22 protein-coding genes and 1 pseudogene are annotated in these 19,400 nt (G+C 58.4%); 19 read left to right on the forward strand and 4 right to left on the reverse strand.

Annotation, left to right across the window (positions count from 1 at the left end):
* The first annotated feature begins 83 nt into the window (after window positions 1-83).
* Window positions 84-425: an AlbA family DNA-binding domain-containing protein gene (locus tag ATE59_RS17640; RefSeq protein WP_197409183.1), complete on the forward strand. Its 342-nt coding sequence runs from the start codon at window positions 84-86 to the stop codon at window positions 423-425.
* A 42-nt stretch (window positions 426-467) separates the two neighbouring features.
* The gene (locus tag ATE59_RS14455) at window positions 468-1,553 is read left to right on the forward strand and encodes a hypothetical protein (protein ID WP_058813057.1); all 1,086 of its coding nucleotides are present in this window, start codon (window positions 468-470) and stop codon (window positions 1,551-1,553) included.
* 75 nt (window positions 1,554-1,628) lie between these two features.
* Here the strand turns inward: ATE59_RS14455 and ATE59_RS14460 are convergent, their stop codons facing one another.
* Together ATE59_RS14460 and ATE59_RS14465 are read right to left on the reverse strand one after the other, a co-directional pair.
* Window positions 1,629-1,880 carry a hypothetical protein gene (locus ATE59_RS14460; protein ID WP_058813058.1) on the reverse strand — a complete coding sequence of 84 codons (252 nt, stop codon included), beginning with the start codon at window positions 1,878-1,880 and terminating at the stop codon, window positions 1,629-1,631.
* Window positions 1,881-1,891: 11 nt separating this feature from the next.
* Window positions 1,892-2,065, reverse strand: a complete 174-nt coding sequence (locus ATE59_RS14465) for a helix-turn-helix domain-containing protein (protein ID WP_231737405.1) — start codon at window positions 2,063-2,065, stop codon at window positions 1,892-1,894.
* A gap of 160 nt (window positions 2,066-2,225) precedes the next feature.
* Between ATE59_RS14465 and ATE59_RS14470 the strand changes: the two genes are divergently transcribed.
* The 8 genes from ATE59_RS14470 to ATE59_RS17645 all read left to right on the forward strand — a co-directional run bounded on the left by ATE59_RS14470 (window position 2,226) and on the right by ATE59_RS17645 (window position 8,678).
* Entirely contained in the window at window positions 2,226-2,552 is a 327-nt protein-coding gene (locus tag ATE59_RS14470; protein ID WP_058813060.1) for a hypothetical protein, read from the forward strand.
* A gap of 61 nt (window positions 2,553-2,613) precedes the next feature.
* Entirely contained in the window at window positions 2,614-2,865 is a 252-nt protein-coding gene (locus ATE59_RS14475; RefSeq protein WP_058813061.1) for a hypothetical protein, read from the forward strand.
* Window positions 2,866-2,997: 132 nt separating this feature from the next.
* A complete protein-coding gene (locus ATE59_RS14480) occupies window positions 2,998-3,369 on the forward strand; it encodes a hypothetical protein (protein ID WP_058813062.1) in 372 nt (123 codons plus the stop codon).
* Between the two features lie 533 nt (window positions 3,370-3,902).
* Window positions 3,903-4,277 carry a hypothetical protein gene (locus ATE59_RS14490; protein ID WP_058813064.1) on the forward strand — a complete coding sequence of 125 codons (375 nt, stop codon included), beginning with the start codon at window positions 3,903-3,905 and terminating at the stop codon, window positions 4,275-4,277.
* Between the two features lie 226 nt (window positions 4,278-4,503).
* The gene (locus ATE59_RS14495) at window positions 4,504-5,763 is read left to right on the forward strand and encodes a VapE domain-containing protein (RefSeq protein ID WP_082657441.1); all 1,260 of its coding nucleotides are present in this window, start codon (window positions 4,504-4,506) and stop codon (window positions 5,761-5,763) included.
* Window positions 5,764-6,008: 245 nt separating this feature from the next.
* A complete protein-coding gene (locus tag ATE59_RS14500; protein WP_058813066.1) occupies window positions 6,009-7,199 on the forward strand; it encodes a tyrosine-type recombinase/integrase in 1,191 nt (396 codons plus the stop codon).
* Window positions 7,200-7,447: 248 nt separating this feature from the next.
* Window positions 7,448-7,966: a hypothetical protein gene (locus ATE59_RS14505; RefSeq protein ID WP_058813067.1), complete on the forward strand. Its 519-nt coding sequence runs from the start codon at window positions 7,448-7,450 to the stop codon at window positions 7,964-7,966.
* The gene (locus ATE59_RS17645; protein ID WP_082657442.1) at window positions 7,947-8,678 is read left to right on the forward strand and encodes a thermonuclease family protein; all 732 of its coding nucleotides are present in this window, start codon (window positions 7,947-7,949) and stop codon (window positions 8,676-8,678) included. The genes ATE59_RS14505 and ATE59_RS17645 overlap by 20 nt, the downstream gene beginning before the upstream one ends.
* Before the next feature lie 7 nt (window positions 8,679-8,685).
* Here ATE59_RS17645 and ATE59_RS14510 read toward each other — a convergent pair whose 3' ends face one another.
* Window positions 8,686-9,330: a hypothetical protein gene (locus tag ATE59_RS14510; protein WP_156416804.1), complete on the reverse strand. Its 645-nt coding sequence runs from the start codon at window positions 9,328-9,330 to the stop codon at window positions 8,686-8,688.
* A gap of 259 nt (window positions 9,331-9,589) precedes the next feature.
* Window positions 9,590-9,943 (reverse strand): hypothetical protein, encoded by a 354-nt coding sequence (locus tag ATE59_RS14515; RefSeq protein ID WP_156416805.1) that lies wholly within the window; start codon window positions 9,941-9,943, stop codon window positions 9,590-9,592.
* 74 nt (window positions 9,944-10,017) lie between these two features.
* On the opposite strand from ATE59_RS14515, the gene ATE59_RS14520 reads away from it, so the two are divergent.
* The 9 genes and pseudogenes from ATE59_RS14520 (at window position 10,018) to tgt (ending at window position 19,398) form a co-directional block, all read left to right on the forward strand.
* Window positions 10,018-11,589, forward strand: a complete 1,572-nt coding sequence (locus tag ATE59_RS14520; protein WP_058813070.1) for a recombinase family protein — start codon at window positions 10,018-10,020, stop codon at window positions 11,587-11,589.
* Window positions 11,590-11,591: 2 nt separating this feature from the next.
* Window positions 11,592-12,482 carry a plasmid partitioning protein RepB C-terminal domain-containing protein gene (locus tag ATE59_RS14525; protein WP_058813071.1) on the forward strand — a complete coding sequence of 297 codons (891 nt, stop codon included), beginning with the start codon at window positions 11,592-11,594 and terminating at the stop codon, window positions 12,480-12,482.
* Window positions 12,479-13,369: a plasmid partitioning protein RepB C-terminal domain-containing protein gene (locus ATE59_RS14530; RefSeq protein ID WP_058813072.1), complete on the forward strand. Its 891-nt coding sequence runs from the start codon at window positions 12,479-12,481 to the stop codon at window positions 13,367-13,369. Before ATE59_RS14525 ends, ATE59_RS14530 begins: the two co-directional genes overlap by 4 nt.
* Before the next feature lie 192 nt (window positions 13,370-13,561).
* A pseudogene (locus tag ATE59_RS17650) lies at window positions 13,562-13,687 on the forward strand (S-adenosylmethionine:tRNA ribosyltransferase-isomerase); the annotation flags it as partial.
* Window positions 13,688-13,941: 254 nt separating this feature from the next.
* Window positions 13,942-14,703 carry a TenA family transcriptional regulator gene (locus tag ATE59_RS14535; RefSeq protein ID WP_058813073.1) on the forward strand — a complete coding sequence of 254 codons (762 nt, stop codon included), beginning with the start codon at window positions 13,942-13,944 and terminating at the stop codon, window positions 14,701-14,703.
* A 64-nt stretch (window positions 14,704-14,767) separates the two neighbouring features.
* Window positions 14,768-15,268 (forward strand): cupin domain-containing protein, encoded by a 501-nt coding sequence (locus tag ATE59_RS14540; RefSeq protein ID WP_058813074.1) that lies wholly within the window; start codon window positions 14,768-14,770, stop codon window positions 15,266-15,268.
* 179 nt (window positions 15,269-15,447) lie between these two features.
* Window positions 15,448-17,631 (forward strand): putative bifunctional diguanylate cyclase/phosphodiesterase, encoded by a 2,184-nt coding sequence (locus ATE59_RS14545; protein ID WP_058813075.1) that lies wholly within the window; start codon window positions 15,448-15,450, stop codon window positions 17,629-17,631.
* 64 nt (window positions 17,632-17,695) lie between these two features.
* A complete protein-coding gene (locus tag ATE59_RS14550) occupies window positions 17,696-18,184 on the forward strand; it encodes a hemerythrin domain-containing protein (protein ID WP_003040526.1) in 489 nt (162 codons plus the stop codon).
* An 89-nt stretch (window positions 18,185-18,273) separates the two neighbouring features.
* Window positions 18,274-19,398, forward strand: coding sequence for a tRNA guanosine(34) transglycosylase Tgt (tgt, locus tag ATE59_RS14555; RefSeq protein ID WP_058813076.1), 1,125 nt, complete (start codon window positions 18,274-18,276; stop codon window positions 19,396-19,398).
* Window positions 19,399-19,400: the final 2 nt, after the last annotated feature.

Raw genomic sequence — 19,400 nt, forward strand, 5'->3', positions numbered from 1 at the left:
CGCATCCGACAAATCCCCGCGACCCATGACTGCTCCTCAAAAAGCAGTCTTGAATCAGAAGGAGGCGGGCTTGGGAATCCCTTTTGTCAACACGGCCTAAGGGCGGAACGCTGCTAATAGGTGTCACCGACGATGGCGGCGTGATCGGCTTGTCAGCGGATGCGTTTCCGAATGAGGACAAGATGGGGTTGCATCTCGTCAATTTGATACGCGAGAGGATCGGCGACGTGTTCCTTCCGTATGTTCATCCTCATTTCGAAGATCAAGAAGGTGAAAGGTTGCTGTCTATTCGCTGCGAAAGCGGTCCACGGCCGGCGTTCGTGAAGGACGGCAATCAGCAACGTTTTTATGTTCGCGGCGGTAATGCTACGACTGAACTCATGGGTAACAGCGTCCAGGAGTATGTTCGACAGCGTTTCACATGATTGGGCCTTGAAAAGCTGCTCGGAGCCGGAGACAGGGGCGGGATGCAGATCGACCCCTCATACCGTGCTGTCACGAACCGCTTTTTCCGCGAGCAATGGCAACGAAAGGCCGCGCTCCGTGCCCGCATCGACGAAATTTGGGAGCAAGGCTGGAAAGAAGGTTCCCCGCACCGAGGTGACCCACTCGCCGAGTTTGTATCCGACTATAAAGCCGCGCTTGAAGCCGCCGATTGTTTTGGCTTCGCCACGTCGGGAGATATCAGCCGCACCCGGCTCGGTGCCAAGCACAGGTTCAATTTGTCTTCAAACCTTCTCCTTCCGGTTAGCATCGCGCAACGTATCGACATCGAAGCCGCTCCCTACGTCGAGGAGATGGTCATGCTTACGCGCGCGGGAGCTCAAATCGGTGGGAAAAAGGTCGCCGCTCATCAAGCGCCGCTCTGCTTCCTCCTATCCAGGCACTTTCTGGAGAGGCTGTTTGACCGCGGCGCGATCGGCGCGGACATGGGGGCGCACCTGAAAACCGACACTATGGCGATCGCACGAAAGCTCGCGTTCGCACTTTCGGTCGGGTTGGCGAAAACAGAGTTCGGCGAAGATGGGGGGCAGTCTGCGTTTATACCTTATCGCGATGGCTTGATCATATTCGTCAGCAAGATTTTGGCCGGTCGAACGTTCGACGAAAATCTTGGATGGAAGTTCGACTTTGCCCGGAAAAGATACGTTCCGCTCTACGTAAAGAAGGACCTCGTAAAGGAGCTGGCAAAAACAGCCGAAGCGCGTGCTGAGCAAAAGATGTTCGTGCAGTCTTGGTATGCTGCTACGTTCGTTTCCGGCTCGATGCTATCGAGAGGGCAACGGAAGTTCGTGACCGACTTTGAAGCCGTGTACGGTGCGATCGATGATGCCAATATCGATGATTCCTTCGACCTTTGGTTCAATCCCGATTTCGAATTTCGGCGGGATAAGCGGATCGGCTTTGAAATCACCCCTGAACTCGCGAACGCGTTCGATCAAGTCGAGCAGTCACTTAGGGATGACGCGCTGAAAGTTCATGGCAAGCATCCGATTATGTATCTCGCGCCCGATGGGAAAAAGAATGACCAATTCAACGGCGCGCAGAAATAGCCATCTTATTTGAATGGCTTGAAAAGTCTTTGCATCGTCGTCGGTCTGCCGGGTCACGGGCTACATCTGTGAAATCTAGCTCGCGTGCAAGATGTACCGCCAATGCTTGTCGCCAGTGTCCATCCTGCCGAGCTGGATGTTTCGCAGGGCTCCGGTTTTCACCGCTTTCTTGAACGTTTTGCCAAACGCCTTCGGATTGAGGATCGCCGCTTCATAGAGCGCCCCATAGATTTCGCGAACCTGATATTCACCCGGTGGCAGCTCATCAATCCGGTGTTGAGCAAGTTCCAGCAGGTCCTCATTGGACATCGGCAAGTCCATCGTCATTCTGAAATCCTCTAGTCGAGCAAGTCGCCGAGCGAGCAGCCGAGCGCTATGGCGACCCGTTCTGCAACCGATATCGTCGGATTTTTCACGACGCGCTCGATACCGCTAACGTAGGTCCGGTCGAGCCCTGCCTCATCGGCAAGGGCCTCCTGCGACCACCCGCGCTCTTTGCGCAGCCGCTTCATGTTCACAGCCAATCGTTGCCGGACGTCCATCCTCCAGGATGGGCCAGAATGTTGCCGATTAAACCACGGACTATGAATCTCATTTTTACTAGCCTTGCCGTTCTGCCTCGATAAAAAGCGGCGGTAGTCCGGTGAGCACAACCCGAAGAAAGGACAAGGAATGAAATATGTAGCAAGCTTTGCCGCGCTGGCTCTGCTGGGAGGATGTTCTGACAACGGCGCTGTTACGGAGGCCGTGAAAGCGGGGCTGAAAGATCCGGACTCTGCGGAGTTCGGAGCAATCGACATTCGCGAAGGTCCCGGCGGGAAATGGGCCTGTGTCACCGTCAACGCAAGGAATTCCTTCGGTGGCTACACCGGCGACCAGCAGGTCAAGCTCAAGCATACCGCGGGAGAAGGCTGGCAGTGGGTCGGCGAGCCCGCTGAAATTAGCCACGCGAGCTGCGTGGACTACACCGATTTCAAAGCGAAGGGGCGGGGTGAATGACTCAACTCGGTCACATCAAAATCGCTTCGATAAGTCTGTCACATCATCAGGAGGGGGAACCATGAAAACACTTATGCTATCTGCGGCGGTATTTGCGCTCTGCGCTTGCAGCCAATCCGTCGATGAACAGTTTGCGGACGCTTGCGCTGAGCAGAAGGCGGCTGGCGGCATGTATGCCGAGACATCCGAAAAGATGTGTGGAGTTGGAGATTACCTGACTGCAGATCAAAAGAAGGCTGCTGTCCAAATGTGGAATGACCTGAAGAAGGCGAAGGCCCAAGTGCAAGCGACGAAGGCCGAGTCAGGCGAGTAGCAAAATCTTGTGACATAGCTGGTCGTCGGGGGACCTCTTAAACCCCCGCTCTGACGAAAACCAACAAATCCATCCCGACGCTCCTGAGGCTCTCGCCTTGGGAGCGTTTTTCGTTTTCTGGAAAGGAATCCGATGATTTCCCTAGTTGATGACGAGTCGCTCCGACGGGCGCTCGAACTTCCTCTTCACCAAAAACTGATCGACCTGATCCGACGCCGTAGAGCGATTCTGGGCGACGAGTTGCCCTTCGCTGACATGGCGCACTTTGTTGTCGTCGAACCCGGCGATACCATTGATGCCGTTGAGGCGGTTATTCGCTGGCCAATCCGGCCGGACCCCGACTGCGGTACTCCGCAATGGGAATGGGTGCTCGTTCACGACGACCTATGCTTCGAAACGGTCTTCGTGCTGAGCGATGATGGCTACGCGGTAGTTCTGTTCGTTCAGATCGCGGCTGGCATGGACCCCGAGCTGATCGGAATGCTTCGGGCCTTCTGCACCTGACTGCAAAACCGACACTGACACTTCGAAGGGGCCGCCGATGAGCGGCCCTTTTGCATTTTAGAAAGCACGCCATGCGCTTGATCGGAATATTTCTAACCGCATGTGTGATCTTCGCTGCCCTCAAGGCCGCGATCGTCACGCTGATTTGCCTGTTCCTCGTGTCGTTGTTGTGGGGCCTGTACCTGCGTCCTCGGGAGGTGGGGGCCTTTCTCACCTACTGCACCGTCGTGAGCTTAGTCGGATCCCACCCGACCATCAGTCTATGTATAGTCGGATTGGCGGTGATTTTGGCTCAGTGCGCGAAAAATTCTAACTCGTCAGCTTGAAGTGCCGTCTGGGCGCCCTATCTCGGGGCCGCTCGGTAACCGACACAGGGTTGTCCCCTCCGAGAAGTCCTCAGCAAGTGCAAGGAGGGCGCTGTTCGTTAGAGCGCGCTGAGAATGCACCTGAGGTATACCCCCATTTCGGCCGTGATTTCCTGACGAGCATCGTCTCCCCGAGGGCACGCACTCAAATCGTTCAAGGAAAACAAAATGAAAAATACCGTGCCCTTCGGCGCGCGCATTGCCGCGACCTGGCAAGCTCTCGTCGAAAATCTCTACACTCGCACGGCGGCACCCGCTCCGTGCAACAAGGCCTACGTGGACGCGCTTGCGTTCTTTGGCGCGAAAGCTCTCGACACTGACGACCAACACTTTTTCAAAAAGGAAGGATGTCGGGCTGTCATTCATGCTTGTATCATGCGCGGCATCGACACCCGTGACGAAATCGTTCGAACAGTCCCGCGCTACACCACCTGCACCTACGCGTGGACCGCTTACCTCCTAGACGAGGCAACCGGAGACGATCCTGCCGAACATCTTTGGCAGAAGGGAAGCGACAAGAGGTACACGCTTCTGTCGCACTAACTAGGCGAACGGTCATTCGTCCGGCCGTGAGCGCGTAAGGCTTAAAGTCGTCGTCGCTGCAATTTCCCCGGTAGCGACGGTACTTCCTAGGAAAGGCACTTTCACGAGGAAGCCAAACCCGTTGGATTAGCCCTATTGGGCGTACGAAGAGTCAGAGGGCACATAAAGCCGCTAACTTGAAAACACACGGCTGAAAGTGCCTTTGCCCGCATCAAAGAAAGGAACCATGTTTACCCACGATAACTCCAAAATCTCTACCTCAAGTGAGGAAAAGCCGGGCGCCACGGTGCCGGATCGGATCGACCCGCAGTCGTTCCCCCATCCACCGAGACCTAACGGCGGGCTCCCCGCCACGATCGAGAATGTCGGCCACCTTCTCGATCAGGCCGGTTTCACCGCGCGCTTCAACGTCATCAAGAAACGCCTGGAGGTGCGGCGCGACGGTAAGCGGGCCTCCATGAACCAGATTGCCAGCGCGGCGATGCTGAACGGCATCGGCACGAATTGGCTCTACCCCTTCGTCGACGAACTCGGCACGCGCAACCCGTACAACCCGATGAAGGATTGGATAGGGAGCAAGGAATGGGACGGCACCGATCGGCTCGGTGAGTTCTGCGATACCGTGCTCGTAACCGACGACTACCCCGAGAAGTTGAAGACAGCACTCCTATACCGCTGGCTTCTCAGCGCCACGGCGGCGGCGCTCAAGGATGGCCCCGTTCCCGTGCACGGCGTGTTGACCCTGCAGGGCGATCAGGGTGTCGGGAAAACATCCTGGATCGCGCGGCTGCTCCCTCAGCATCTGCGCGGGGATTACATCAAGCTCGACCATCACCTCGATGCATCGAACAAGGATTCGATCATAGGGTGCATCACGCACTACATCGTGGAGATCGGCGAGCTGGAGAGTTCATTCAGGAAGGACATTGCCCGTCTCAAGGGCTTCCTTACGAATGATTTCGACAAGCTTCGTCGACCCTATGCTAAGGATGAAGCCGAATACCCGCGCAAAACGATCTTCGCTGCAACGGTCAATGATGACCGCTTTCTAGTCGATCCCACTGGCAACCGGCGCTGGTGGACGATTGCGGTGCGAGGCCTGAACTTCAAGCATGACGTCGATATGCAGCAACTCTTCGCCCAACTCGCTCTGGATTTGGATGGAGGCGAGCAATGGTGGCTGACGGCCGCCGAGGCTCGGGAACTGGCTGCCTATAATCTGAAGCATCGTGCCGTCAGCGCGATCGCAGAAAGAGTGGCCGATCATCTTGATCTCGAAATGACCGGTTACGAAGGCGGCGAAGCGAAAACAGCGATCGAACTCTTGCTGGAAATCGGGATAGCCAACCCGACCAACGCGCAGTGCAAAGAATGTGGCGCTGCGCTGCGTGAAATCTACGGCGCACCGAAGCGTATCCAGGGGCGCGACAAATGGCGGGTCCACACGCGCTCTGCGTGGAAGGCTCCAAAGCCGGAAGTATACTAGTCGCCTCCCCGGTGGGGGCAGGGGGAGGCAGGACGCCGAACCTCTCGGGAAGTTTTGCGAATTTGCCGCCCCCTCCCTCCACCATAGCGCCAATGCCGCGCGCTACCTGACCACGGGATTCGCCCTCTGGTCAGACCAACACCTCGCACAGCGTTGAAACCGGCACGTCCGGCACCCGAGCCTCACCGGCGACGGGCGGCGCTGTGCGACCTCAATCTCAATTCCTCTAAAACAAGGAGACAGCCATGACGGTTGCTAAACTCGATCAAACTACAGTTCTCGCTACCCACTGTCCGAAAGGCCAACGCTACGTTCGCCTTTACGACACCCATGTTACGGGCTTTTGCTGCGAGATTCTCCCGAGCGGCAACAAGACATACGCTTTGCGATACAAGAACGAGTACGGTCGCCAGAAGCAGTACAAAATCGGAAACGCGGCAGACATCACCTGCGACAAAGCCCGCAAGCTCGCGATCAAGGCTCGCGCCCGTGTCGTTGAAGGCAAAGACCCCGCCGAGGAAAGGGCCGTAACCCGGCGGATTCCGACCCTGACCGAACTAAGCGAGCGCTACCTCGACTATGTCCGCACCTACAAGCGGAGCCATGCGATCGACGAACGATACCTGCGTATTCACGTCCTGCCAAAGTTCGGGAAGCGGCACCTGAATGAAATCGAGCAGCAAGAAGTTCTCGACTGGCTCGACGCAAAGGTGAAGGTCGACGGCTACGCCCAAGCCACCGTCAACCGATGGCAGGTGATCCTGGGCTACATGTACAAGCTCGCAAAGAAATGGGGACTGCCTGGAGCCGACCGTAATCCGCTCGAAGGCGTCCAGCAGAAGCCCTGCGACAACGTGGTAGAGCGCTATCTTTCGATCGAGGAGACGAAACGGCTGCTGGAGGCAGTCGATGCCAGTCCTAATACTCAGTTGCCGGCAATCGTCAGGATGCTGATGCTCACAGGGTGCAGGAAGAGGGAGCTTCTCGATGCCAAATGGTCGGAGATCGATCTCGACCGGCAAAGCTGGCGCATACCGATGGAGCGTGCGAAGACGAGCAAATCTCGTCAGGTCGCGTTGTCAGAGGCCGCGATGGAAGTCTTGCGCTCACTTCGCCGCTGGGAAGGATGTGACTATGTCGTCCCGAATCCTGAAACGCTGCAGCCTTACACGTCAATCTATCATTCTTGGGACAGTGCTCGGAGATCGGTCGGGCTCGGCGATATCCGTGTCCACGACCTTAGGCACGCATTTGCGACACGCCTCGCCGAAGCAGGTACGTCGATCTACATTGTGTCTAAGGCTCTTGGTCATGCTTCGGTAAGGTCTTCAGAGCGCTATGCAAAAATCTCCGATCAGACTTTGCGTGATGCGTCCAATCTAGCCGCCAACATGATCGGCGCGGAGTGGGTAAGCCAACGCGCGGGAGCACAATAACCCTTTACCCCCGATCACTCGCTTGCGGACTATCTGCAGACGGGTGGTCGGGGCGCTCTTTCTTTATTTTTTTCGGAAGACCGCGAGGCCCAATGCTCTTTCGCCTCGGGCGATACGTCCGAAACGTCTCGCGCCATTGCTACGATTGAGCCAAGCGCGGGTCGCGAGCGCTGGCTGCCCCTGCAGCTTCTCCCCCCTAGCTGGTTTCCTTTAAGGATTTCTCATCATTTTGGCGGATATCCTGCAATATGGACTACGCGGGAAGCGAAATGCTCGGGCCTGACAACGCGATTTGGGATGATGGCGAGTGGGTAAGCTGGAGTGAGCTCGACTACCATTTCCAGCAGCAGCAGTTGCGCGAGCGCTATCCGGATGCAGATCTCTCGTTGATTCCGATTTTCGAGGACCTCCTTGCTACGGCCGAGGACTACTTCCATCTGACCGGGCGGCATCTCCAGGTCTATGGCGATATAGGCGAACTCTACGGTGCCATCACGTACGGCATCCGCCTGCATCGGAACTATGCGCAGGGCTCGGACGGCAAGCTTGGGAACGATTTTGTCGAGGTAAAGACGATCACGCCATTCAAGCGCAATGACGTCGTCGAACTCAATATGAGCCGTAACTTCAGTAAGGTTCTGATCGTCAAAATCTCGGCAGATTTTGAGGTGTCCGGCCGGCTGATCGGTCGCCGTGCGCTCCCCAAGAGTAAAAAGGATCGAGTTCTTCTGGATTGGGCGCAGTTCGATGACAGCCATCCGTCATAGTAACTTTGCCCCGCTGATTGTGGAGGAAGACCCCGGCGTCGAAACTCTTCGGGTTCCAGTTCTGAAGGTCTTTGACGGAGATGGTTTTCTCACACGCATAGAATCGCCGCGGCGCGATAGGTCGATTGAAGTCGCAATTCGCTGCGGCTTTATCGACGCTCCCGAGATGGGGCAGCCTGGAGGACGAGAGGCCCGTGACTTTCTGGCATCCCTAATCGGCGGAACGATTCTCGACCTTGTTGTTCTGACCAAGATGGACACTGGCGGCGTCTTTGATCGACATGGCCGCATCGTGGCTATCCCTTACTTGGCGAACAATCATGGGCGCGACCGGTCCTCGCCATGGGGCGCCAGCCCTGATGGCTTCAGAAACATCGAGTTGGAAATGGTGGTCAATGGCTGGGCATGGGTTCTCGATCGCTATCAGCCTTACGACCAATACCTCGCTGCGCTAGCGGAAGCCCAAGCTCATCGGCGAGGGATATGGGCATCCGATTCGAACATGCACCCTTGGGAGTTCAAGAAAGAACGTTATCGCGCCCGACGAGTCGGAAATGCTGTGTCGGAGCAGCCAACGCTGTTCACTGCCGACGCGGGAGAGCAACATTGTCCCGCTGGCTGCGGCGGCAGGCTCGTGCCTCGGACAGGACGCATGGGTGACTTTCTTGGATGTTCAAACTTTCCAAGATGCAGATGCACCCGCAGCCTATGATCTCGGCTTAAAAACGGAACGACCCTCTGCCGCAGCGGTGGAAGTCGTTTTGATAGCCGTATTCACCCTCGCGACCGTAACATATTTCCGCCGCCCGAAGTCGACGTTTCAAGGGCGAGTCTTCTCTGTCTCGCTCGGCACAGGCGCGCTGGGTTTCCGGAGCATCACCCAAGCCGCCGCGGCATTGACCATCCAAGGTGCTGTACTCTTCAATCATTGCTTTTTCTATGGGCGTCCAGCTTTCGGTAGGCTCATCGGGCACATCTTGGTCACTAGTGGGCGTCGTTGCGGGAGCAGGGGCGTCACCTGAATCCTCAGTAGAAGGGGCGGCCGCCATATCGGTCGCCGAGTTTAGGGCGTTCCACCATGCCATCTGGACCGTGACCGCGTTCGCGGCGCGTCTGATGTCTGGCACCTCCGCGACGAAGCTCCCGGCATCCTTGCCGAGTGTCGGCCTTAGCTTGAACACGAAAGGATTAGATTGCTCGCCATCCCGGCCAGGGATTTTGTTGTGAATTACGGCGCTGCATGTGATTTCGTGGATGTCGGTCCGAATGTTGGTGGCGCTTATCGCGTCAGCTCGGATCTTTTCACCCCCGTTCTGAAGGTAGTCGACATAGTGCTTATTCGCTGCAGCGATAGCCGTGTCCACCGCTTCATCCAGTGCGCACGCGGCCGGATCATTCTTTGAAAGTAGCGTAGCGACATCCTCGGTTGCCCCAGCTGGAGCAGGCGCCGAGCCACAAGAGCTCATTACTGCGCAAAGCGGTAGGACCGCCATCCGACGAAAACTGAGTAACAATTCCAAAGCCTCCCCCACTGGTTGAAGGTTATTATTCGGTAATGCGCTGGAGGACAATGGAAGCTGGAACACCCGCGGCGCTGACAGGGGTGTGCAGTTCAGACAGTTCCTACAACATCACTTCGTCGAGCGCGGAAATGGTTTCCTCCAATATCCGTCGTAGCGAAATCAGGCTGGCCCCGAGTGACATCTCGGGTCGTTCGGCCATGAGCATAATTGCTTTCAAGACTGCATTGGACTGGCGTGCGATCAGGACGAGATGAACGCCGCTTGGTGCGTGGCTGCCGCTCAGCCAGTTCTTTGCTGTCCGGCTACTGACGCCTGTCCACCTCATTAACATCTTCGCACCGTTCCGGGTCGATCCGAACTCGATCTTGAGCGCCGAAGCGATCACCTGCGTGAACTCCGCATCGGTCAGCAAGTCCCGGCCGAGCGGAAAAGAACTGCCCTTATTTTGAAACACCTTGCCTCTCCTTTGCTGATACCACGCAACGCCATCCGATTGGCGGTGATGACAAGCGATCTCAGGGCGCTCCGATGGTCATTGAGTGGGTCACAAACGATGACGGCCGTGCCGGCGACGAGCCGACCAAACGGGCAGCCGAATATGTTCGGATGTCGACCGAGCACCAGAAGTACTCGACCGACAACCAAGCCGCGGAAATCAGGGCCTATGCCACGCGCCGCGGATTCGAAATCGTCCGAACATACGCAGATGAAGGTAAGAGTGGTCTTAGCGTCGATGGCCGACCGTCATTGCAGCAATTGCTCGCCGACATTGAGGAAGGCAACATCGATTTCGAGGCGCTGCTCGTCTATGACGTGAGCCGCTTAGGAAGGTGGCAGGACACTGATGAGGCCGCCTACCATGAGCTTTGCTGTAAGCGCGCGGGCATCACCGTCCACTATTGCGCCGAGCAATTCGAGAATGACGGCACGATCGGGTCGTCCATCATCAAGACCGTCAAGAGAGCGATGGCTGGCGAATATAGCCGCGAACTCTCGGTGAAGGTCTTCGCCGGTCAGTGCCGTCTGATCGGGCTTGGTTATCGTCAAGGCGGGGCTCCCGGCTTCGGCCTGAGGCGGATGCTCGTCGACGAACAAGGGCGCCACAAAGGCATTCTGGATCGGGGCGAGCATAAGAGCATCGCAACCGACCGCATCGTGCTTGTCCACGGTCCGGATGACGAAGTTGAGATCGTCCAGGAAATCTACAGGCGATTTGTTGGTGACGGTCAGAGCGAGCGAGAAATCGCGGACTGGCTGAACGGACAAGGCATCAAGTCGGACTTAGGTCGGCCGTGGACGCGCGGCGCAGTCCATCAGATTCTGATCAACGACAAATATGCTGGTCATAATGTATGGGGTCGAACGTCGTTTAAACTGAAGTCGAAACACGTCCGCAACGATCCGTCCAACTGGATTAGAGAGGACGACGCGTTCCCGGCGATCGTCTCGCAGGCCCAATTTGATCAGGCGAAAGCGATAATCGAACAAAGGTCGCATAGGCTGACCGACGACGAGATGCTCGCCTTGCTCGCGGCGATATACGAGAAAAACGGTTACCTTTCGGGGATCATCGTTGATGAGTATGAGGACGGCCCGTCGAGCAGCGCCTATCAATCTCGTTTCGGCAGTTTACTTCGCGCCTACTCACTCGTCGGCTTCATTCCCGACCACGACTATCGCTACCTAGAGATAAATCGCGCCCTTCGTCGGCTACATCCGTCGGTCGTGGAAACGGCAATCGAAGGGATCCGCGCGGTCGGCGGTACTGCTCTCAAAAATGGAAATGACGACACGATTCTCGTCAATAGCGAGGTCACCGCTTCCATCGTCATAGCGCGGTGCAAGCTCACCCAGGGTGGGAGTCGAAGATGGAAAATCCGGCTCGACGAAGTGCTGCGTCCGGATTTCACGATTTGTGTCAGGATGGACGAGGAAAATATGGAACCGCACGACTACTATGTCTTGCCGCGAATGACGCTGGCAGAAGGCATATGCCGAATGGCCGACCACAACGGGCTATCGCTCGACGCATTCCGGCATGAAACCCTTGAAGGCTTTTTCAGCCTTGCGAGGCGAGCGCCTTTCCGGCGGGCAGCTTAGCCATGTCGCTCCCTGCACAACGCGTCGAGATGATCCCGGTTGAGAACATCACGGTCGTCAATCCACGCCTTCGGAACAAGAAAGTGTTTCAGGGCATCGTTGAAAACATCGCCGACATAGGGCTCAAGCGGCCAATCACGGTGACTCGTCGGCAAGGTTCGGATGGACCATTATATGATCTCGTGTGCGGGCAAGGGAGGCTGGAGGCGTTTCGCCAACTCGGGCAGGCGGAGGTGCCAGCACTCATCGTCACTGCCGATCCCGAAGATTGTCTCGTCTCCAGTCTCGTCGAGAACTGCGCGCGCAGGCAACATCAAGCGGTCGACTTGCTGCAGGATGTGGCGGGCATGCGGAAGCGGGGATACTCAGACCCGGAGATTGCAGAGAAGACCGGCCTTTCAGCCTATTATGTTACCTGTGTCGCAAGGCTCTTGGAGAAGGGCGAACGCAGGTTGGTTGCCGCTGTCGAAGCTGGATATCTTCCAATCTCGGTCGCTCTCGAAATTTGCGAAGCCGACGACGAAGGTGTGCAGGCTGCTCTTCACAAGGCATATGAGGACAAGCTCCTTCGCGGTCGAAGCTTGATTGCGGCGCGCCGTTTGGTCGAAGTTCGAAAGCGCTCGGGCAAAGCGAACCCGGCCAGCAAATATGTCCATAAAGACGCGATGACGCCTGAAGGGTTGGTCAAGGCTTTCCAGGAAGACACGGAGCGAAAGCGTCTTTTGATCCGAAAGACTGAGGCGACCCGCAGCCGACTCGTCTTCGTCGTCGAGGCGCTTGGCCAGTTGTCGAATGACGAAACCTTCGTCGCGCTCCTGGAGGATGAGGGGCTGGCGACAATGCCGAACCGGCTTGCGGAGCGCATCCATACAGCAAGGATTGAACCCCAATGAATCGGCCTTCTAATCGAAAGGTCAGGCTGGCTTTTGAGACGGCTAGTCTGCGCATTCCTCTTTCCGATATCGAGACGCTTCGAGACGTCTCGGACGCGATTCGGCGGTCAATGAAATATGGTCAGATTGCCGCATCCATGCAGGAGGTCGGAATAATCGAGCCGCCAGTCGTCGTCAGGTTGCCGGGTGATCGCGAGCGGTATCGCCTCCTGGACGGTCATCTTCGGCTCGATATTTTGCGCATCCGCGGCGACAAGGATGTGGTGTGTCTCATCGCTACCGACGACGAGGCCGTTACCTATAATAAGCGCATCAGCCGGATGGCGATCGTTCAAGAGCACAAGATGATTTTGAAGGCTCTCGAAAGGGGCGTGTCAGAAGAGCGACTGGCGCGAGCGCTCAATGTCAACATCCCGAGCATCAGAAACAAGGCTCGCTTGCTCGATGGGATTTGCGAAGAGGCGGCTAAGCTTCTGCAAGATCGCATGGTGCCTATTCGAACCTTTGATGAAATCCGTAAGCTTCGCCCGATGCGCCAGATCGAAGTCGCCGAAACCATGATCGCGATGAATCGATACTCGCGGCCCTACGCGCAGTCGCTGGTCGCTGCGACACCCCAAGGCCAACTCGTGAGCGAACAACGAAAGGTAATCCGGGGTCTCAGCGAAGATCAGATCGAGCACATGGAACGGGAGTCGGGCAACGTCGATCGCGAGTTCCGGATGATCGAGCAGTCTTACGGGACGGACCATCTCGATCTGGTCTTGGCTATGGGATATGTGAGCCGTCTGATCGACAACGTCCGCGTGGTTCACCATTTGGCGCGGAACCATCCGGAAATATTGGCGGAATTCCAACGTATCGTCCAGTTGCGCGATGCTGCCTGAGAACCGTTTCGAGTGGGAAAAGGGTGGGGCGCTTTTCAATCCGCCCATCCGACCAAAATCTTTTCACCTTATAATTCGGTGAAACCCGATTTCCGCTGCGCGTGGGAATTTGGTGGGGAACGGTGTTGGGAACGCGATTTGCCTTAGTCTAACCAATGGAAATAATAGGAAAATGTTCACTCGATTCTAAATTTGTTCATGTTGGTCAGTGCGCTGATGGGATTGGAGACGATGCAGGCGGCCTATGCGCATGCGATTGCCGGTGGATACCGGTTCTACAGCTACGGCGATTCGAGTTTGTTGCTGCCCCAACGATAAGGCGAGAGCTGCTTTTCCGGTACCCAACGAGTTTTCCGTAGCGCAGCCGATTTTCAGTGAGGTGGGCAAGGCGCCGATGCACCTTCTTCAGGTCTGGCAGAGAGGATTGGTCGCCCGGACGATCCGGAAAATGCACCAGTGCCTCTATCTCGTACAATCAACTCAATGACATAGTTATAGGGACACACCCGGCCCATCGTCGTGGATGCGGTTATCGGAGCCCCCATAAAACAATAATATTGTCAGGAGGATGTGTGTCCGTTTTCATCAATGATCTTGTCGAAGAGTCGCTGAATCATCGCGCGGTCCATCATCCCTATCTCCGTGCTTTGTCGGATGGGGATTTGCCCGATACGCAGTGGGCCTTGGCGGATTTCGCCGACCATTATTATGGCTATTCGCTTCATTTCCCCCGCTACCTGACCACCGTGATATCGAAGCTGGAAATCCCGGCGCATCGGGGCAGTCTTCTGGAGAATCTGACCGAGGAATCGGGCGTCTATGGCGAGGAAGAATATGCCGAACTCGCCGCGGTTGGCGTCGAGAGGGAATGGATCGAAGGTGTGCCGCATCCGCAGCTGTTCCGGCGGTTCCGTGAGGCAACCGGCATTACCTCGCCCCATTCGCCCGACAATGAAGCCATCGAACTGGTTTGCTGGCGCGAATCCTTTCTCGGTACGTTGACCTACGGTTCGGCGGCGGAAGCGCTGGGCGCTCTCGGCCTCGGCACCGAGAATATCGTCAGCACGATCTACGTCCCCTTTGTAAAGGCGTTGTCCAGAACCGATCTCAATCCGCGCGATACTGTATTCTTCCCCTTGCACACCGCGGTCGATGACCATCATCAAGAAGCGCTCGAAGAAATCTCGCTTCATTTTGCGGCGACGCCGACGGGAAAAGGCGACCTGCGCCGTGGAATGATCAAGGCGCTGTCGCTGCGTTCGGGCTTCTGGGACTGGATGTACGAACGCGCCCTGACCTGCGCCGGCGCCTCGCGAATGGAACTGGTTTCCTGACGTGAAGACGCGCGGCCGAAGCCGCCTCGGCAAGATGTGACCATTGAATTCGGGACACTATAATATGACCCCAGAGCTTACCAAACTGATCGAGAATATCGACTCTCGCCGACCGCTGATTGCCGATGATCAAGTCGGCGAATGTCACGCCGACATCCTAAACAATCACCGCGAAATATATCGAAACCGCAACGAAAAGCTGGGCATCGATTTTTCGGTCGACGTGCTCGACTTCCCGGCTGTTCAGGCATTCGATGCCCGTGTGGTGCGCATTGCGCCCGGGTGTAACAACGAACTGCACAAACATGCGCATGAATCGCTCTTCATCGTGATGCGCGGCGAGGCGGAGGTTCGCATCGGCAATTCGGCGATCGGCCTGAAGCCCGGCGAAGTGGCTTTCGTTCCGCGCTGGGTGTTTCATCAATCGAAGAATGTTTCGGAAACCGAAGATCTGACGATCCTGGCTCTCACCGACTTCGGGCTGACCAGCGCGATCCTGGGCGATTATGACAAGCGAACCCGGCTTGCGGCGAATGGCGCGGATGCGATGGCCACCGGCGATTGAAGAGCGCGGGGAATAGCGAGTAGCTGAAGCATGCGGGCGACGATGGGATGGAACCCGGACCCACGCCTTCCCTGAATGGGACAATTTTCGGCGGTCGGGACGCGGATATTTACATTATCGCAAGGCATTGGGCCCAAACATCTCCGCGGGTTGGGACCAGCACGAGTGTCGTTGTAATCATGCCATTTCGCGGGGACGGGGAACATGTCGATGGGGGCGCTGCGACGGGTGGTCGCGGCCTGCTCGGCAAGTTCGGCGCGCGCGCCGCGCGTTCGGGTGGTGAAGCGATCCCCAATCTGCACACCCGCGAAGCGCTGCTGCTGCTCCAGAATTACGAGGAAAGCGGCCGCGGCTGGTTCTGGTCGACCGATACCAAGGGTCGGCTGACCTATATCACCGATGCCGTCGCGCGCCTGATGGGCCGGTCGAGCGGCGAACTGCTCGGCACGCCGCTCACCGATCTGTTCCTGCCGCCCGAAAGCCATGGCGAACGGCAGCGCACGCTGCCGTTCCTGCTGACGCGCCAGTCCAAATTCGACGATCTCCCGCTGCGCAGTGCCTTTGAGGGCGACGATCGCTGGTGGGCGATTTCGGGGCGGCCGCACCATGACGACCGCGGCAATTTCTGCGGCTATCGCGGCAGCGGCACCGACATCACCGCGCAGCGCCGATCGGCCGAGGATGCCTCGCGGCTCGCGCTCTATGATTCGCTGACCGGACTCGCCAACCGTTTCCACATTTCCAAAAAGCTCGACACGACGCTCGCGGCCTTTTCGCAGCAGCAGCGGAGCTGCGCGATCATGCTGCTCGACCTCGACCGCTTCAAACAGGTCAACGATACGCTCGGCCACCCGGCAGGCGATGCGCTGCTCAAGCAGGTTGCCGAGCGTTTGCTCAAGATCGTCGGCGACAAGGAGATGGTGAGCCGCCTGGGCGGCGACGAATTCCAGATCATCCTGCCCGATATCGAGGATCGCGGACGCCTCGGCGACATGGCCGCCGACATCATCGGCAGCCTGTCGCAGCCCTATTCGGTCGAAGGCAGCCGCTGCATCATCGGCGCGTCGGTCGGGGTCGCGATCGCGCCCTTCGATGGACAGTCGAGCGAGGATCTGGTGCGCAACGCCGACCTTGCGCTTTATGCCGCAAAGGGCAACGGGCGCGGCCGGTTCCGCTTCTATTCGAGCGACCTGCATCAATCGGCCGAGGATCGCCGCGCGCTGGAGGAGGACCTGCGCGACGCGCTGGCGCGCGGGCAGATGGAATTGACCTATCAGCCGGTCGTCAACGCCAAGAGCAATATGGTGACGGGCGTCGAGGCACTGCTGCGCTGGAACCATCCCGACCGCGGCCCGATCTCGCCCGCGCTGTTCATCCCGATCGCCGAGGAGGCCAATCTGATCTGGCCGCTTGGCGAATGGGTGCTGCGCAAGGCGTGCGAGGATGCCGCGCGCTGGCCCGGCGACTTGCGCGTCGCGGTCAATGTGTCGGCGATCCAGTTCGCCAACGGCGACCTGCCCAAGATCATCACCAGCGCGCTGTCCAACGCCGGGCTGCCCGCCGACCGCCTCGAACTTGAAATCACCGAAAGCGTCTTCCTGGCCGATTCCAGCGAGACGGCGCGGATGTTCACGGCGCTGAAGGCGCTTGGCGTGCGGCTGGCGCTCGACGATTTCGGCACTGGCTATTCGTCGCTCGGCTATCTGCAATCGGCGCCGTTCGACAAGATCAAGATCGACCAGAGCTTCGTGCGCGGTGCGACCGTGAAGGGGTCGCGCAATGCGGCGATCATCGCGGCGATCGTCGCGCTCGCCGAAGCGCTCGACATGGAAACGACCGCGGAAGGCATCGAATCGCTCGATCAGCTGGACCTGATCCGCAAACTCAACGTCAGCCATGTCCAGGGTTATGTCTACAGCAAGCCGGTCGCCAACGCCGAACTGGTGGAGCAGACCGAGCGCGGTGCGTGGACGATCAAGCCGTCGGGCCCGGCGCGCCAGCGCAACGACCGCTTCCAGATGTTCCGCAAGGTTCATGCGATTCACGACAATCATCGCTACGCGGTGGTGATCCGCAACCTGTCGCGCACCGGCGCCTTCATCGAGGGGATTCTCGATGTCCCGGTCGGGACGCAATTCGTGATCGACTTCGGCGAAGGCCAGCTTGCGACGGCGACGGTTCGGCGCTCGATCAATCATCAGCAGGGCATCGAATTCGAACAATCGATGGTCAGCGACGGCAACGGCGGGCTCTGCACCCGTCACCGCGTCTCCCCCTATCTGATCGCGGCGGCGAGCCAGCAGGCGGCGAATACGCTCGTCCTGCCGGCGTTCAGCACCTCGAGCGACTGGAAGGCCGCCTGAACCGGGAACCGCGCCGCGCGTCGGTCGTTCTACCTCCGATCCCATTCACGGAACGGAGACCATCATGGCTGAGACGAAGATTTTCGCGCGGCTGAAGGCCGACCACGACCGCCACCGCGACCTGCTGGCGCGCATCGACGAGACCCACGGCGACAGCGACGAGCGCCGCACCTTGTTCGAGGCGTTCCGCGTCGAAGTGACCGCGCACGCCGCGTCGGAGGAAATGTCGCTCTATGCGACGATGCTCGCCAAGCCCGAACTGCGTGACGATGCACAGCACAGCGTGTCGGAGCATAAGGAGATCGAGGATTTCCTGACCGAGCTTTACGAAATGGATTTTGCCTCGACCGGCTGGCTCACCCGCTTTCGCACGATGAAGGACCGCTATCTTCATCATATCGACGAGGAAGAGGAAGAGATGTTCCCCGAGGCCGAGAAGGATCTTTCGGAGGCGAAGAAGCAGGAATTGCTCGCCATCTTCGAAAAGGAAAAGCCGAAGGAAAAGGCCAAGGCGGCCGAGGAAGAACCGTCGAGCGAGCACGAGCGCGCCTAGGCGGCGGTCTCTGTTTGCCGGACAGCGTTGCGGCGTCCTTGGCGCTCTGACCTCGACTTTCGGCGCTGTCCCCGTCATAGGCGCGCGCCATGACCGACAGATTCGCTTTTCAGGTCGCCGCGACCGACGGCGCCGCGCGTACCGGCGTGATCCGGATGCAGCGCGGCGATATCCGCACCCCCGCCTTCATGCCGGTGGGGACCGCCGCGACGGTGAAGGCGATGCGCCCGGCCGAAGTGCGCGCGACGGGCGCCGACATCATTCTTGGCAACACCTATCATCTGATGCTGCGTCCCGGCGCCGAGCGCATGGCGCGCCTCGGCGGGCTGCACGATTTCATGGGCTGGGACCGGCCGATCCTGACCGACAGCGGCGGCTATCAGGTGATGAGCCTCTCGGCGCTGACCAAGCAGAGTGAAGAGGGTGTGGCGTTCAAGAGCCACCTCGACGGCTCGCGGCACATGCTGACTCCCGAACGATCGATGGAAATTCAGCGGCTACTCGGCAGCGATATCGTCATGGCGTTCGACGAATGCCCGCCAAACGGCGTCGATGCCAAGCGTGCCGAAGCGAGCATGGAGCGGTCGATGCGCTGGGCGGCGCGCAGCCGCGCGGGCTTCGACGCGGGCGAGGCGCACGCCGCGCGGTCGGCGCTTTTCGGCATCCAGCAGGGATCACTCGATGAAAGGCTGCGCGCGCGATCGGCCGAGGCGCTGATCGACATCGGTTTCGACGGCTATGCGATCGGCGGGCTGGCGGTCGGTGAGGGGCAGGAGGCGATGTTCGGGGTGCTCGATTTCGCACCCGGCCAGCTTCCGGCCGACAAGCCGCGCTACCTGATGGGGGTGGGCAAGCCCGACGATCTGGTGGGAGCGGTCGCGCGCGGGGTCGACATGTTCGATTGCGTGCTGCCGACGCGCTCGGGCCGCAACGGGCAGGCCTTCACCTGGGACGGGCCGCTCAATATTCGCAATGCCAAATATGCCGAGGATATGGGGCCGCTCGATGCGTCGTGCGACTGCCCCGTCTGCACGACCTGGTCGCGCGCCTATCTCCACCACCTTGTCCGGTCGGGCGAGATGCTGGGCGCCATGCTGATGACACAGCATAATCTGCATTTCTATCAGGCGTTGATGCAGGCGATGCGCGACGCCATTGCCGAAGGCCGTTTCGCCGCCTTCCAGAACGATTTCGCGGCGCGATACCGCCGCTGAAA

Origin of the sequence: Sphingopyxis sp. A083 (genome assembly GCF_001468495.1) — a bacterium.
GTDB lineage: Bacteria > Pseudomonadota > Alphaproteobacteria > Sphingomonadales > Sphingomonadaceae > Sphingopyxis > Sphingopyxis terrae.